This is a genomic window from Streptomyces sp. AM25 (assembly GCF_058146165.1).
The window spans coordinates 91,162-105,940 of the sequence record NZ_JBKIWN010000138.1 but is presented as its reverse complement, the minus strand read 5'-3'; the positions used below and the strand labels follow the sequence as shown (position 1 = coordinate 105,940).

Here is a 14,779-nt window from a genome sequence, read left to right as displayed (position 1 = left end):
CCATGCCGACCATGGCGTCCACGCCCCTGGCCGACGGGCTCCGGCTGCCCGTCAACGGGCTCGACTACACGATCCTGGTCCTGTACTTCGTGGTCGTCCTGGGCATCGGCTTCGCCGCTCGCCGCTCGGTGCGCACCAGCCTGGACTTCTTCCTCTCCGGGCGCTCGCTGCCGGCCTGGGTGACCGGACTCGCCTTCGTGGCCGCCAACCTCGGCGCCACCGAGATCCTGGGCATGGCCGCCAACGGCGCACAGTACGGCGCCTACACGGTGCACTGGTACTGGATCGGCGCCATCCCGGCCATGGTCTTCCTGGGCCTGGCGATGATGCCGTTCTACTACGGGTCGAAGGTCAGATCCGTGCCGGAGTTCCTGCTGCACCGCTTCGGGCCGGCCTCGCACCTGCTCAGCTCGGTCATCTTCGCGGTGTCGTCCGTACTCATCGCGGGCGTCAACCTGTACGCCATGGCCATCGTGCTGCAGGCGCTGCTGGGCTGGCCGCAGTGGGTGGCGATCGTCGTCGCGGGCTTCTTCGTCCTCGCCTACATCACGCTCGGCGGGCTCTCCTCGGCGATCTACAACGAGGTGCTGCAGTTCTTCGTGATCCTCGCGGCGCTGATCCCGCTGACGGTCGTCGGGCTCAAGCGGGTCGGCGGCTGGCACGGCCTGAACCACTCGCTCACTGCCTCGCACGGTGACGATTTCCTGAGCGCCTGGGGCGGTACGGGCATCGGGCACCCCAACCCGCTGGGCGCCAACTGGCTCACCATCGTGCTCGGCCTCGGCTTCGTGATGTCCTTCGGCTACTGGACCACCAACTTCGCCGAAGTACAGCGCGCGTTGTCCGCGAAGAACCTCAGCGCCGCCCGGCGCACGCCGCTGATCGCCGCGTTCCCCAAGATGTTCATCCCGATGGTCGTGGTCGTCCCCGGGCTCATCGCCCTCGTCATGGAGCCCTCGCTCGGCAAGGCGGGCGGCGGTCTGAGCTACAACGACGCGATTCCCGTGCTGATGCGCGACCTGCTGCCCAACGGCGTGCTCGGCATCGCGGTCACCGGGCTGCTGGCGGCCTTCATGGCGGGCATGGCGGCCAACGTCTCGTCCTTCAACACCGTGTTCACCAAAGACATCTGGGCCGCCTATGTGAAGCGCGGCCGCGAGGACGCGTACTACCTGCGGACCGGGCGCGTGGTCACCGCGATCGGCGTCGTCATCGGGATGGGGACGGCCTTCATCGCCTCGTCCTTCTCCAACATCATGAACTACCTGCAGACGCTCTTCTCGTTCTTCAACGTCCCGCTGTTCTGCGTCTTCATCATCGGCATGTTCTGGAAGCGGGCCACCGCCGCCGCGGGTTTCTGGGGGCTGCTGAGCGGCACGGTGGCCGCGATGGTCAACTACTTCTGGTTCTACAAGCAGGGCGTCATCGGCATCCCGTCCGACCAGGGCGCCAACTTCGTTTCCTCCATCGTCGCGTTCGTGATCGGCGCGGCCGTGATGCTCGCGGTCTCGCTGTGCACCGCGCCCAAACCGGCCGCCTCGCTGGCCGGGCTGGTCTACGGGACCTCCTCGCCCGGCATGGCGGAGCCGGCCGCCGAGGGCGACGACGCCTGGTACCGCCGCCCCGCACTGCTGGGCTGGGGCGCGGTCGTCCTGGCCGCCGCCTGCTACGTGCCCTTCTCCCTGTAACGCCCGCCGTCGAGGAGCAAGTTGTGAGCGAGTTCGAGTACCAGCACGACGTCGAGGAACTGGAGCGCAAGTCCGCCACCGCCGCACGCCTCTTCGACGTGCGGCGGATCATCGGCGCGCTGTTCACCGTCTACGGGATCATCGTCACCGTCGCCGGGATCACCGCCTCGGAGGCGGACGTGAAGAAGGCGCAGGGCATCAACATCAACCTCTGGACGGGCCTGGGCATGCTGGCCCTCGGCGCCTTCTTCCTCGTCTGGCTCAGACTCCGCCCGGCGCCCCCGCCGGCCCCCGGGGAACAGCGCCCGGAGTGACGGCGCCGCCGCCCGTCGCGCGGTCGAGCAGGCCCGTACGGGCGGCCAGGGCGGCCGCCTCCAGCCGGGAGCCCACGCCGAGCTTCATCAGCACGCGCTGGACGTGCGTACGGGCCGTGCTCGGGGCTATGCCCATGCCCGCGGCGATCAGCCGGGTGTCCTCGCCCTCGGCGACCCGCACCAGCACCTCCACCTCGCGCGGGGTGAGCAGCTGGAGCAGCCGGGCGCCCTCGTCGTCCGGCTGGGCCGCCGGGTTGAGCAGCTCGGCGAACGCGCCCTGGAGCAGCTGCGGATCGACCGCGGCCTCGCCCGCGCGGGCCTTCATCATGGCCCGCTCGACGCCCTCGATGCGCTCGTTGTGCCGGACGTAGCCGGAGGCGCCCGCGGCGAACGCGGCCGCGATCCCCAGGGGGCTGGGCACCGGGCCCAGCACCACGACGGCGACCTGCGGGCGCTCCCGCTTGATCCGCACCACCGGCTCGAAGGCGCCCGGCTCCGCCGGGGCCGCCGTGCCGAGCAGGCACACTTCGGGCGCGCGGCTCACCACCAGATCGGCCGCCCCCGCGCTCGGCGCAGCCGCGGCCAGCACTCGGTGCCCGCGCAACTTCAACGCCGAGGCGAGCGCCTCGGCCAGTAGACGGTGGTCGTCGACCACCATGAGCCGCACGCCCATGCGCGTCCCCCCTGTCGCCCCGCGTACGTCTCCCCGGCTCCTTCTTTGACCCCGGAAGCTACACGCTTGTTCGACGTTCCGCGCCCCTTACCGGTGAGAAGTCCCCCGGAATGCCGAAATCCCTGCCAATCACGTGTACTTCGCGACTGAAACGGATCGTTCAGGCATGTACGCGTGATGGACAGGGATACGGCTGGGTTTCGACAGGCTTCCACGCACGGGACGCCGTCAAACGATCACGTAGTGATCACCGCCCTCGGCCGCCGGTTCAGCTCCCGCCGAAGACCAGGGCCAGGCAGTCCTTGCCCAGCCCGGCCGGACCGGCCTTGTTGGCGAAGCCGTTGCCCATGTAGAGCCGGCCCTGCGACCACACCACGTCCTGGTAGCTGGGCGAGAGCTTGCGCTCGGCCCCGGTCGTGTCGACCGGGTTCTTCATCAGCACATCGGTCTTGAACGTCTTGGGATCGATCCGGATCACCATGCCGCCGGCCTTGTACGTCGGGTCCTGGTAGGCGATCAGGTACCCGTCGCGGTCCAGCGACAGCGGGGTGAACGAGGAGCCCGGCGCGCCCGAGACCTTGCCCCGGGTCTGGCCGTCGGAGAGGCCGAAGCCGACGATGTCCGTGACCCGGCCCACCTCCTGGGAGTTGCCGCTCTGGTGCTCCTGGGTCGGCAGGTACAGGGTGTCCTTGCTGACGACGACCTTCTTGCAGCCCTCGACGTTGGTGGACTCGCACTTCGGCGTGAACTGGCCGTTCTGCGTGGAGACCTTGCTGCGCAGCGTGCCCTCCTTGGCGCTGTCGTCGATCGCCAGGAAGTCGGAGGCGGCGCTGCCCGTGTGATCACCCGCGTCGACCGCGACCACCAGCGGGTCGGTTGACACCACGTGCACGTAGTTCAGCCCTGCGGGCACCTTGTACGTGGACTTGATGCCGCCCGTCGCCGGGTCGAGGGTCTGCACCTGCATCTGCGGGCGCGCGTAGTCGCCGCAGCGGCGCACCGCGACCAGCTTGGTGCCGCCGCCGTAGCCGTCGTCCCGGCAGTCGTCGCCGGCCTTGGGCGTCCACAGCTCCTTGCCGTCGCTCAGCGACCACGCGGCACCGCCGCTGGTGCCGCCCGCGGCGACGGTGCCGCCGCCGATGGTGACCTCGCCGAACGTCACCGGCTGGTCGCCGGCCTTGGCGGCCTTCTGCCACAGCTTCTTGCCGTTGTTCAGGTCGAGGGCGACGACCTGGTCGCACGGGCCGCCGTACTTCTTGTCCGGCGTGGGCTTGGACTCCTTGACCAGGACCGCGGTCTTGCCGTCGGGCGTCACCTGCTGGGAGGCCCAGCAGATCTCGCCGTCGAGCGGGATCTCGTACTTCTTGCCGCCGGACAGGCCGTAGCCGACGACCTTGTAGACGTCCGACTTGGCGAAGACCTGATCGGTGACCCAGGTGCCCTTGACGTTGACGAGGTCGTCGACCTGCGGCGAGTCGACGCTGAACAGCATCTTGCCGTTGACGGTCGCGGGGGCGTTCCTGCCGGTGCCGTTCGAGCCTGCGGCCTGGCTGCTGCTCTTGGTGTCGCCGTCGTCCTTGCCACCGCTCTGGGTGGCGAACCAGATACCGCCGCCGGCGAGGAGCGCGACGGCCACGACGCCGCCGATGATCGCCGCCACGGGCGGCTTCTTCTTCGGGCTGCCGGGCGGCGGAACGGCGGGACCGGCCGGGAACTGCGGCCCGCCGAACCCCTGTTGGGGGTACCCGTACCCGCTCTGCGGGTAGCCGTAGCCCGGGGCGGGGGCCTGAGCGGGCGGCGGCGGGGGTGGCGGGGTCTGGGGGTAGCCGTAGCCGCCGGGGGCGGCAGCGGGCTGCTCGGGAGCGCCGAAGCCACCCGGCGCGGGACCGAAGCCGCCCGGCGGCGGAGGCGGCTGCTGCGGCGGCGGGGGCTGTGACATCGGCTTTCCTCTTCATGCACGGCAGGCGAGCGGGTGTTCTTTTGTATCACCGTCCGCTTTACGCCAACGGGCCGATCCCAGGCGCATTCACCACCTGAGACCGGCCCGTGACGAGACCGTTGCCCCGCGCCCCGTCAGGGGTGCGAGGAACTACGCGACCAGCCCAAATCAACCTGCACCCGACAGAACGCCTAAACGTCCTCGGCCAGTTCGAGCCACCGCATCTCCAGCTCCTCCCGCTCACCGCCCAGCTCGCGCAGCTCCGCGTCCAGCTTGGCGACCGCCTCGAAGTCCGTCGCCTGCTCGGCGATGCGCCCGTGGAGCTTCGCCTCCTGCTCGCCGATGCGGTCGAGCCGGCGCTCGATCTTCTGCAGCTCCTTCTGCGCGGCACGCTGATCGGCAGCCGACTTCTGCTTCACGGGGGCGGTGACCGGAACCTGCGCCACGGCCGATTCGAGAACCGCCTGGCGCCGCTCCAGGTACTCGTCCAGCCCGCGCGGCAGCATCCGCAGCGCGCGGTCGCCGAGCAGTGCGAAGACGCGGTCCGTCGTGCGCTCGACGAAGTACCGGTCGTGGCTGATGACGACCATCGAGCCGGGCCACCCGTCGAGGAGATCCTCCAGCTGCGTGAGCGTCTCGATGTCGAGGTCGTTCGTCGGCTCGTCCAGGAACAGGACGTTGGGCTCGTCCATCAGCAGCCGCAGGATCTGGAGCCGGCGCCGCTCGCCACCCGACAGGTCACCGACCGGCGTCCACTGCTTCTCCTTGGTGAAGCCGAACTTCTCGCACAGCTGCCCGGCCGTCATCTCCCGGCCCTTGCCGAGGTCGACGCGGTCGCGCACCTGCTGCACGGCCTCCAGCACCCGCTTGGCGGGGTCGAGTTCGGCGACCTCCTGCGAGAGGTACGCCAGCCGGACGGTCTTGCCGACGACGACCTTGCCCTTGCCCGGCTGCTTCTCGCCCTGCGTGCGCGCCGCCTCGGCGAGGGTGCGCAGCAGCGAGGTCTTGCCGGCGCCGTTGACGCCGACGAGGCCGACGCGGTCGCCGGGGCCCAGCTGCCAGGTGAGGTGCTCGATGAGCACCTTGGGGCCGGCCTCGACGGTCACGTCCTCCAGGTCGAAGACGGTCTTGCCCAGCCGCGCGTTGGCGAACTTCATCAGCTCGGAGGTGTCGCGCGGCGGCGGCACGTCCGCGATGAGCTCGTTGGCCGCCTCGATCCGGAAGCGCGGCTTGCTGGTGCGGGCCGGGGCGCCGCGGCGCAGCCAGGCGAGCTCCTTGCGCATCAGGTTCTGCCGCTTCGCCTCCTCGGTGGCGGCGATGCGCTCGCGCTCGGCGCGGGCGAAGACGTAGTCGCTGTAGCCGCCCTCGTACTCGTGGACGGTGCCGCGCTGCACGTCCCACATGCGCGTGCAGACCTGGTCCAGGAACCAGCGGTCGTGCGTGACGCACACCAGCGCCGAGCGGCGCGCCCGCAGGTGCCCGGCGAGCCAGGAGATGCCCTCGACGTCGAGGTGGTTGGTGGGCTCGTCGAGCACGATCAGGTCCGGCTCGCCGATGAGCAGCTTGGCGAGCGCGATCCGGCGGCGCTCGCCACCGGACAGCGGGCCGATGACGGTGTCGAGCCCGTCGGCGAAGCCCGGCAGGTCCAGCCCGCCGAAGAGGCCGGTGAGCACGTCGCGGATCTTGGCGTTGCCCGCCCACTCGTGGTCGGGCATGTCGCGGATGACCTCGTGCCGGATGGTGGCGGCGGGGTCGAGCGAGTCGTGCTGGGTGAGCACGCCGAGCTGGAGGTGGCCGACGTGCGTGACGCGCCCCTTGTCGGCCTCCTCCAGCTTGGCGAGGACGCGGATGAGGGTGGTCTTGCCGTCGCCGTTGCGGCCGACCACGCCGATCCGGTCTCCCTCGTTGACCCCGAGGGAGACGCCGTCGAGCAGTGCACGGGTGCCGTACACCTTGTCGACGGCTTCCAGATTGACCAGGTTGGCTGCCATTGCGCTCCTCGCTTTGAGTTACGGGTCCAGGATCCCATGGGTTGCGGTGGTGCTATTCGTGCGGGCCGTCTCTGGCTGGTCGCGCAGTTCCCCGCGCCCCTTCGGGGCGCCAGAGCTCGGCCTTTTCGATCAAGTCGGCGCACAGGCGGTCGAGGAACCCGCTCATGTCCGCCATCCGCGTCCCCGCCGGGGTGGTGCTGCCGAGCACCTGCGCCCCCTTCCGGAGGGTGTCCGCCAGCAAGGCGTTCGTGTGGACGCTCGCCAGCAGCGAGCGGTACCAGACGTCGTCGCCGACGACGTAGCGGTCGTACCGCTGCCCGGGATCGCGTTCGCGGCTGACGAGGTCCTGCTCCTCCAGGTAGCCGATGGCCTTGGAGACGGACGCCGGGCTGACCTGCAGGCGCCGGACCAGCTCGGCGGAGGTGAGGCCGCCGGCGTCGACGGTGCAGAGGCAGGCGAGCACCCTGGCCATCATCCGCGGCACCCCGGTCCGGATCAGCGTCGCCGTGAGGAGCTCCTCGAAGCCGCGGACGGCCTCGTCGGAGGGCGCGGCCGGTGCCGGAGCGGCGGCCGCCGGGGTGCCGCGGCGGGCGCGGCGGGCGGTGGCCAGGTGGGCGTGGTCGGCCCGGTAGCCGTCGGGCCCGCCGTTGCGGACCACCTCGCGGCTGACGGTCGAGGTCGGCCGGGCCAGGCGCCTGGCGATCTCGGCGTAGGCGAGCCCTTCGGCGAGCCCCTCGGCGATGTGCCGCCGGTCGTCGTGGGTGAGCCTGCCTCCCGGCATGCGCGGTCGCCTCCCCCTGTGCGTTCACTGACAAGTCATTGCAACACACAGGGACGTGCATTGCATTCACGCACACCTCCATTGCAATGAAACCCGTCAATCACCCTGCAAATACGCGGAATTGAGCCCTCCCTGGATTGAAGGTGTACTGAACGCAACGTAGCTTTCAAAGAGTTCTGAACGCTTACGAGAAACGGGGCGACCGCCATGCTCGAATCCCTCCCCGCCCAGCGCCCTGCGGGCTGTCCCTTCGACCCCCCGGAGGAGCTGGCACGGCTGCGCGAGAAACAGCCCCTGGCCCGGATGACGTTCCCCGACGGACACAAGGGCTGGCTGGTGACCGGCCACGCCCTGGGCCGCGCGGTGGTGTCCGACCCGCGGTTCAGCTCGCGGCAGGAGCTCATGCACAACCCGATGGCCGGCTCCGTCGCCACCGAACCGATACCGCCGGCCGGACCCGGAATGTTCATCGGGCACGACGCGCCCGAGCACACCCGCTACCGGCGTCTGCTCATGGGCAAGTTCACGCTCCGCCGGATGCGACAGCTCACCGAGCGCGTCGAGGAGATCACCGCCGCGCAGCTGGACGAGATGGCACGGCAGGGCCCGGTGGTGGACCTGGTGCGGGCCTACGCCCAGCCCGTCCCCGCGCTGATGATTTGCGAACTGCTGGGCGTGCCCTACGCCGAGCACGAGGCCTTCCAGCAGTTCACGATGGACCTGAACGACCACAACGCCACCATGGAGGAGCGGATCGCCGCGATGAACGGGCTGGGTCGCATGCTGTACGGCCTGGTCGTGGCGAAGCGGTCCGCCCCCACCGACGACGTGCTCGGCGACCTGGCCGCCACGGACGAGCTCACCGACGAGGAGCTCACCAACATCGCCACCCTGCTGCTGGGGGCGGGGCTCGACACCACCGCCAACATGATCGGGCTGGGCACCTTCGCCCTGCTGGAACACCCGGAGCAGCTGGCCGTGCTGCGCAGCGACCCGGAGGTCGTGGACACGGCCGTCGAGGAGTTGCTGCGCTACCTGAGCATCGCCCACACCGGGGCGCGGACCGCGCTCGAAGACATCGAGCTGGGCGGTCGGTTGATCAAGGCGGGCGAGACGGTCGCCCTGTCGGTGATGGCGGCCAACCGGGACCCGGCGAAGTTCCCCGACCCCGACCGCCTGGACGTACGCCGCCAGGCCACCGGCCACGTCGCCCTCGGATACGGCATCCACCAGTGCCTGGGCCAGCAACTGGCCAGGGTCGAACTGCGAGTTGCCCTGCCGGCACTGTTCGACCGCTTCCCGGAGTTGCAGTTGGCCGTGCCAGCCGGGGAGGTACGGATGCGGACGGAGTCCGACATTTACGGGGTGGAGGAGTTGCCGGTGAGGCTGGCCCCGTAAGGGGCGCGGGGAACTGCGCGACCAGCCACAACCAACCCGCAGTCAGCGAACGACCGTAGCCCCCGCCACCGCCCCAGCGGCAACCCGCACCGCACGACACGTACCGGAGGCACGCAGCGCATCGGCCACCTTCTCGGCCTCCTCCGGGCTCCCCGCCAGGAACGCCGTGGTCGGCCCCGAACCCGACACCATGGCCGCCAGGGCCCCCGCCTCCGCGCCCGCCGCGAGGGTGGCCGTCAGGGACGGGCGCAGCGAAACGGCAGCGGCCTGGAGGTCGTTGGAGACCGCGGCCGCGAGCGCGGCCGCATCCCCCGCCCGGAGGGCGTCCAGCAGGGCCGCGGACGCCTCGGGGGCCGGGATCTCCGCATCGCCCCGGAGGCGGTCGCACTCCCGGTAGACCGCGGGGGTCGACAGGCCGCCGTCCGCCACGGCGAAGACCCAGTCGAAGGTGCCGCCGACCTCCAGGGGGGTGAGCAGTTCGCCGCGGCCCTGCCCGAGCGCGGCGCCGCCGACCAGGCTGAACGGCACGTCGCTGCCCAACTCGGCGCAGATCTCCAGGAGTTCCCCGCGCGAGGCGCCGGTGCCCCACAGCGCGTCGCACGCGACCAGCGCGGCCGCGCCGTCCGCGCTGCCGCCGGCCATGCCGCCCGCCACCGGGATGTCCTTGGCGATGTGGATGTGCACGTCCGCGGCACGCCCGTACCGCTCCCCCAGCGCGAGCACCGCCCGCGCCGCGAGGTTGGAGGCGTCCAGCGGCACCTGGGCCGCGTCGGGGCCGGAGCAGGTGATGCGCAGCGCGTCGGCCGGGGTCACCGTGACCTCGTCGTACAGGCCGACGGCGAGGAAGACGTTGGCCAGGTCGTGGAAACCGTCGGGGCGCGGACCGCCCACGGCGAGCTGGACGTTGACCTTGGCGGGGACGCGGACGGTGACGGACTCGGCGGTCACGGGACGGGGCTCCTCGGGGCGATCGGGCGGACGGGCGGAGGGAGAGGCCGGCAGGGCGACGTGGCCGGCCGTTGCGGCCGATCGTACGGCCCGGGACCGTGCCGTACGGCCACGGGCGGCCCGCCCGGCGGCCACCGGCGGATCCCACGGCCGACCCGCGGACCGCGCCGGAGGCGAACCGGCGTCAGGCGGTCGGCTTGTTCTCCGCGATGGCCGCGAACTCGTGCACCGTCAGCGCCTCGCCGCGCGCCTGCGGCGAGATCCCGGCCGCGACCAGCGCGGCCTCGGCCGCGGCGGCCGAGCCGGCCCAGCCGGCCAGCGCGGCGCGCAGCGTCTTGCGGCGCTGGGCGAAGGCGGCGTCGACGACGGCGAAGACCTCCTCCTTGCTCGCCGTCGTCTCGATCGGCTTCGTGCGGCGCACCAGCGAGACGAGGCCCGAGTCGACGTTCGGGGCGGGCCAGAAGACGTTGCGGCCGATGGCACCGGCGCGCTTGACCTCGGCGTACCAGTTGGCCTTGACCGAGGGCACGCCGTAGACCTTGTTGCCGGGCGCGGCGGCGAGCCGGTCGGCGACCTCGGCCTGGACCATCACCAGCGTGCGCTCGATGCTGGGGAAGCGGTCCAGCATGTGCAGCAGCACCGGCACGGCGACGTTGTAGGGCAGGTTGGCGACGAGCGCGGTGGGCGGCGGGCCCGGCAGCTCCTGCACCTGCATCGCGTCGCTGTGGACGAGCGCGAAGCGGTCGGCGCGCGCGGGCAGCCGGCCCGCGATGGTCGACGGGAGGGCCGCCGCCAGCACGTCGTCGATCTCGACCGCGGTGACCCGGTCGGCGGCCTCCAGCAGGGCCAGGGTCAGCGACCCGAGGCCGGGGCCGACCTCGACGACCACGTCGTCGGGCCGTACCTCGGCGGTCCGCACGATGCGCCGGACCGTGTTGGCGTCGATCACGAAGTTCTGGCCGCGCTGCTTGGTCGGGCGGACCCCGAGGGCGTTGGCCAGTTCTCGGATGTCGGCCGGGCCGAGGAGGGCGCCGGATTCGTCAGTGCTGGGGCTGGAGCTCACCCGTGAAGTTTACGGCCGCACACGGGCCAGGGCGTCGACCCCCGGCTGACGTAGAGCTTCTTGGCCCGCATGGTCTGCTCGTCGGCCGGGGCGTCCTGCGGCCGGCCGCTGCCGCCGAGCGACTGCCAGGTCCGCACGTCGAACTGGTACAGCCCGCCGTAGGTGCCCGAGGAGTCCACCGCGCCCGGCCGTCCGCCGGCCTCGCACTGGGCGAGCCCGGACCAGTTCAGTCCCTCCGCGCCCTGCACGGTGGTGGGCCGCGGCTTGGTGCCGATCTTGACGATCTCGGTGCGGGGCTGCCGGACGGTCTCCGAGGAGATCTTCCTGGGCTTCTGCTTCACGCCGTTGACCGTGCGCAGGGCGTACATCACACGCTCGGCGCCCGGCTCGCCGCGCTGCACAACGGTCTCGGTGCCCTTGTAGAGCGAGGGGTCCTCGTGCTTCTCGGTCTGATACGGGATCGGCTCCTCGCGGGCCTCCTGGCTGCCCGTGATGCGCATGACGGAGATCGTCTGCCCGTCGCGCGGGAAGCTGCCGGGGTCGACGGAGGTGGTGTCCTGGCCGTGCAGGGCGATCCCGGCCTGGTCGAGGGCCTCGCGGACGGTGGCCGCGTTGGTCCGGATCGTGCGCTCGCGCCCGTCGGCCATGAACGTCACGGACCGCTCGGTGCGCACGTCCAGGTCCAGACCCTTGCGCCCGATGGCGGTGGAGCGGGAGGCGGAGAGGTACGCGCCCTCGGCGCGCACGCCGAGCTGCTGCAGGGCGCCGTCGACGGTCCGGGCCGTGGTCCACACCTGGCGGCGCTCCCCGTCGAGGGTGAGGGTGACGGGACGGCCGTAGCGGACGATCACGCGGTCGCCGGAGGCGAGGTCGTGGTGCGGGCCGGGGGCGATGATGTCGTGCTCGCCGACGTGCATGCCCTGGTCGGCCAGCAGCTCGTGGACGTCGTCCGCGAAGGTGTGCAGGGTGCGCGGCCTGCCGTCGACGCTGAGCTGGACGGCCTTGTCGCTGGCGATGAACGCCGAGGTGCCGCCGGCCAGGAAGGCCACCACGAGGGCCTGCGGCAGCAGGCGGCGCAGCGGTTCGGTGCGGTCGCCCGCGGGGCGCCTGCGGCGCGCGGCCCGGCGGCCGCGGCCGTCCGCCTCCGGTTCCGCGTCCGGGCCGTCGTCGCCCGTGACACCGGGCGCGGTGGCCTGGCGGGGCAGCAGGGGCTGCCCGTCGTGGGCCGGGGCCAGCCGGCCCGGCTCGTACGAGGGCGACGACACCGGGAGCGAGGCCGCCGGCGGGGCCTCGTAGGTCCCGAACGACTGCTCGTACGGCTCGTAGGCCTCGTATCGCGGATACGTCCCGTACGGCTCGTGGGGCACGTACGGGTCGTAGCGCGGCGCTTCCGTGGTGGCGCGGGGCCCGCCCTGGCTATGACTCACGACACTCCACTGGTCCGGCTGCACACGGCCTGGGCCCGGGACTGTAGCGGAGGGGCGGTCACGGACCAAAGTCGTACCGTCACACGGTGTCGCGGATTTGAGGGTCAGTATCCGAAGGCGCGTGCGGTATTGGCCGCGACGGCCGTGGCCAGGGCGTCCTCGCCGATCCCCTTCACCTCCGCCATCGCACGCAAAGTGACCGGAATGAGGTAGGGCGCATTCGGCCGTCCGCGATACGGCATCGGGGTCAGGAAAGGTGCGTCGGTCTCCACGAGCACCCGGTCGAGCGGGGCGGCGGCGAGGGCATCGCGCAGCGGCTGGGCGTTGCGGAATGTGACGTTCCCGGCAAAGGACAGGTAGTGGCCGGCCTCGGCGCACACCTTCGCCATGGCGGCGTCGCCGGAGAAGCAGTGGAAGACCACGGTCTCCGGCGCGCCCTCCTCCCCCAGGACGCGCAGCACGTCGTCGTGCGCGTCGCGGTCGTGGATGACCAGGGCCTTGCCGTGGTGCTTGGCGATGGCGATGTGGCGGCGGAAGGAGTACTCCTGGGCCGCCATGCCCTCGGGGCCGGTGCGGAAGAAGTCGAGGCCGGTCTCGCCGACCCCCTTGACCTGCGGCAGGCCGGCCAGGCGGTCGATCTCGGCGAGAGCGGCATCGAGCGCCGCCCGGCCCCCGGGCTCGCGGGCCCCCTGCCGGGACCGGCCGTCGGGATCGCCGAGCTCGATGCGGGGCGCCTCGTTGGGGTGCAGGGCGACGGTCGCCCAGACGGCGTCGTGCGCTGCGGCGGTCTCGGCCGCCCAGCGGGACCCGGCCAGGTCGCAGCCGACCTGGACGACGGTGGTGACGCCTACGGATGCAGCCACTGCTAGGGCCTCCTCGACCGTCGCATGTTTCTGCATGTCGAGGTGGGTGTGCGAGTCGGCCACGGGCACCTTCAGCGGCGCCGGGAGGGGCGGGGGGACGTCCTTGGGGTTCTGCTTCTCGCCGCCGGCCGGGCCACTGTTCGATGCCATGCACGTGATTCTAAGGAGCGGACGCGCTCACTTCCGGTGCAGGTGGAAGGGCTTCAGCAGGTCCGAGAGGTGCCAGTGGTGCCCGGCGTGGTGGTGCGGGCGCTCCTCGTGCGAGCCGCCGTTCATCAGCGGCCCCGCCGTCGAGGGGGCGGGCACGGTCGTGCGGGTGGGGAGGTGCAGGGCCTCGGCGATCACGGACACCTGGCCGGAGCGCATGATGCGCACCACGTGGTTGCCGCAGTTGACGCAGGCCGGGCGGGTCAACGGGGACGGGACACGCTGCCCGTCCGCGTAGTACGTGACGAACGGCTGGCCCTTGGCGTCGACGTGGTGCTGTATTTCGTACGACTGTTCCCAGCAGTGCCCGCACCGCATGCAGGCAAAGCTGTAGGACTCGTGCGCCGCCTCGAAGGCCGTCGCACCCTGCTCGGCAGTGCGCGGACGGGTCACGGGGTGGACTCCGCTCGAGGTCTCTGCGGTCTCGCTCATGGCAGCTCCTCTTGTCCGTAGGACAAGCTCTCTCCGGGATCGGACGTCCCACAACCAAGGGAACGCCCTTCCCGTCGACAGCGCAGCAGCCTGACCCCCGAATTGGGGCAAACTTGGCGGCTCCATGCCCGAAGGCGCTCACAGCCAGGACCAAGCTTTGCTTTTCAGGTTGGCCCTTTACCTTACGGTGAGCCCTGCTGTGCGGCATTTTTTGCCGCTACGACCGCATCGAACACGGCCCGTTTGGGCAGGCCCGTTTCGGCCGCCACGGCCGCAATGGCCTCCTTGCGGCGCTCGCCCGCGTCCTCCCGGATCCGCACCCGGCGGACCAGCTCGGCCTCGTCCAGTTCCTCGGGCCCGGTCTCGGGCGCGCCCTCGACGACGATCGTGATCTCGCCGCGGACGCCCTCGGCCGCCCACGCGGCGAGCTCCTTCAGCGGACCGCGTCTGACCTCCTCGTACGTCTTCGTCAGCTCGCGGCAGACGGCCGCCCGGCGGTCCGCGCCGAGCGCCTCGGCCATGGCGGCCAGGGTGTCGTCCAGGCGGTGCGGGGCCTCGAAGTAGACCAGGGTGCGCCGCTCGCCGGCCACCTCCCGCAGCCGGCCCAGGCGCTCGCCGGCCTTGCGGGGCAGGAAGCCTTCGAAGCAGAACCGGTCGACCGGGAGGCCGGACACCGCCAGCGCGGTGAGCACGGCCGACGGGCCCGGCACGGCAGTGACCTTGATGTCGCGCTCGACCGCGGCGGCCACCAGCCGGTAGCCGGGGTCCGACACGGACGGCATCCCCGCGTCCGTGACCAGCAGCACCCGCGCCCCGCCGGCCAGCGCCTCGACCAGCTCGGGGGTGCGGGCCGCCTCGTTGCCCTCGAAGTAGGACACGACACGGCCGGTGGTGTGCACCCCCAGCGCCTGCGTCAGGCGGCGCAGCCGCCGGGTGTCCTCGGCCGCGATCACCTCGGCCGCGGCGAGCTCGGCGGCGAGGCGCGGGGGGGCGTCGGCGACGTCGCCGATGGGGGTTCCTGCGAGTACGAGCGTTCCAGTCACATGACCAGTCTC

At 71.6% G+C, this 14,779-nt stretch carries 13 protein-coding genes; 3 read left to right on the top strand and 10 right to left on the bottom strand.

The features are described from left to right. The first annotated feature begins 11 nt into the window (after positions 1–11). Positions 12–1,688: a sodium:solute symporter family protein gene (locus ACLHRZ_RS40245; protein ID WP_490423657.1), complete on the top strand. Its 1,677-nt coding sequence runs from the start codon at positions 12–14 to the stop codon at positions 1,686–1,688. Positions 1,689–1,711: 23 nt separating this feature from the next. Continuing rightward, positions 1,712–2,002 (top strand): hypothetical protein, encoded by a 291-nt coding sequence (locus ACLHRZ_RS40240; protein ID WP_490423568.1) that lies wholly within the window; start codon positions 1,712–1,714, stop codon positions 2,000–2,002. Here the strand turns inward: ACLHRZ_RS40240 and ACLHRZ_RS40235 are convergent. From ACLHRZ_RS40235 to ACLHRZ_RS40220, 4 genes are all read right to left on the bottom strand, one after another. After that, a complete protein-coding gene (locus ACLHRZ_RS40235) occupies positions 1,950–2,675 on the bottom strand; it encodes a response regulator transcription factor (protein ID WP_490423567.1) in 726 nt (241 codons plus the stop codon). The genes ACLHRZ_RS40240 and ACLHRZ_RS40235 overlap by 53 nt on opposite strands. Positions 2,676–2,943: 268 nt before the next feature. Then, positions 2,944–4,614, bottom strand: coding sequence for a hypothetical protein (locus ACLHRZ_RS40230; RefSeq protein ID WP_490423566.1), 1,671 nt, complete (start codon positions 4,612–4,614; stop codon positions 2,944–2,946). Positions 4,615–4,805: 191 nt separating this feature from the next. Beyond that, positions 4,806–6,605 (bottom strand): ABC-F family ATP-binding cassette domain-containing protein, encoded by a 1,800-nt coding sequence (locus ACLHRZ_RS40225; protein WP_490423565.1) that lies wholly within the window; start codon positions 6,603–6,605, stop codon positions 4,806–4,808. A gap of 52 nt (positions 6,606–6,657) precedes the next feature. Then, positions 6,658–7,386, bottom strand: a complete 729-nt coding sequence (locus ACLHRZ_RS40220) for a GbsR/MarR family transcriptional regulator (protein WP_490423564.1) — start codon at positions 7,384–7,386, stop codon at positions 6,658–6,660. Between the two features lie 207 nt (positions 7,387–7,593). Here ACLHRZ_RS40220 and ACLHRZ_RS40215 point away from each other — a divergent pair, with 207 nt between their 5' ends. Continuing rightward, positions 7,594–8,784, top strand: coding sequence for a cytochrome P450 (locus ACLHRZ_RS40215; RefSeq protein WP_490423563.1), 1,191 nt, complete (start codon positions 7,594–7,596; stop codon positions 8,782–8,784). Between the two features lie 42 nt (positions 8,785–8,826). Here the strand turns inward: ACLHRZ_RS40215 and ACLHRZ_RS40210 are convergent, their stop codons facing one another. The 6 genes from ACLHRZ_RS40210 to rsmI all read right to left on the bottom strand — a co-directional run bounded on the left by ACLHRZ_RS40210 (position 8,827) and on the right by rsmI (position 14,767). Next, complete coding sequence (locus tag ACLHRZ_RS40210; protein ID WP_490423562.1) at positions 8,827–9,732, bottom strand: 4-(cytidine 5'-diphospho)-2-C-methyl-D-erythritol kinase; 906 nt, start codon at positions 9,730–9,732, stop codon at positions 8,827–8,829. Between the two features lie 184 nt (positions 9,733–9,916). Beyond that, positions 9,917–10,795, bottom strand: a complete 879-nt coding sequence (rsmA, locus tag ACLHRZ_RS40205) for a 16S rRNA (adenine(1518)-N(6)/adenine(1519)-N(6))-dimethyltransferase RsmA (protein ID WP_490423561.1) — start codon at positions 10,793–10,795, stop codon at positions 9,917–9,919. Further along, positions 10,792–12,222: a resuscitation-promoting factor gene (locus ACLHRZ_RS40200; RefSeq protein WP_490423560.1), complete on the bottom strand. Its 1,431-nt coding sequence runs from the start codon at positions 12,220–12,222 to the stop codon at positions 10,792–10,794. Before ACLHRZ_RS40200 ends, rsmA begins: the two co-directional genes overlap by 4 nt. Positions 12,223–12,326: 104 nt before the next feature. After that, positions 12,327–13,235 (bottom strand): TatD family hydrolase, encoded by a 909-nt coding sequence (locus ACLHRZ_RS40195; RefSeq protein ID WP_490423559.1) that lies wholly within the window; start codon positions 13,233–13,235, stop codon positions 12,327–12,329. Between the two features lie 27 nt (positions 13,236–13,262). Then, positions 13,263–13,724 (bottom strand): hypothetical protein, encoded by a 462-nt coding sequence (locus ACLHRZ_RS40190; protein ID WP_490423558.1) that lies wholly within the window; start codon positions 13,722–13,724, stop codon positions 13,263–13,265. Between the two features lie 182 nt (positions 13,725–13,906). Continuing rightward, positions 13,907–14,767, bottom strand: a complete 861-nt coding sequence (gene rsmI / locus ACLHRZ_RS40185; protein ID WP_490423557.1) for a 16S rRNA (cytidine(1402)-2'-O)-methyltransferase — start codon at positions 14,765–14,767, stop codon at positions 13,907–13,909. Between the last annotated feature and the right edge of the window lie 12 nt (positions 14,768–14,779).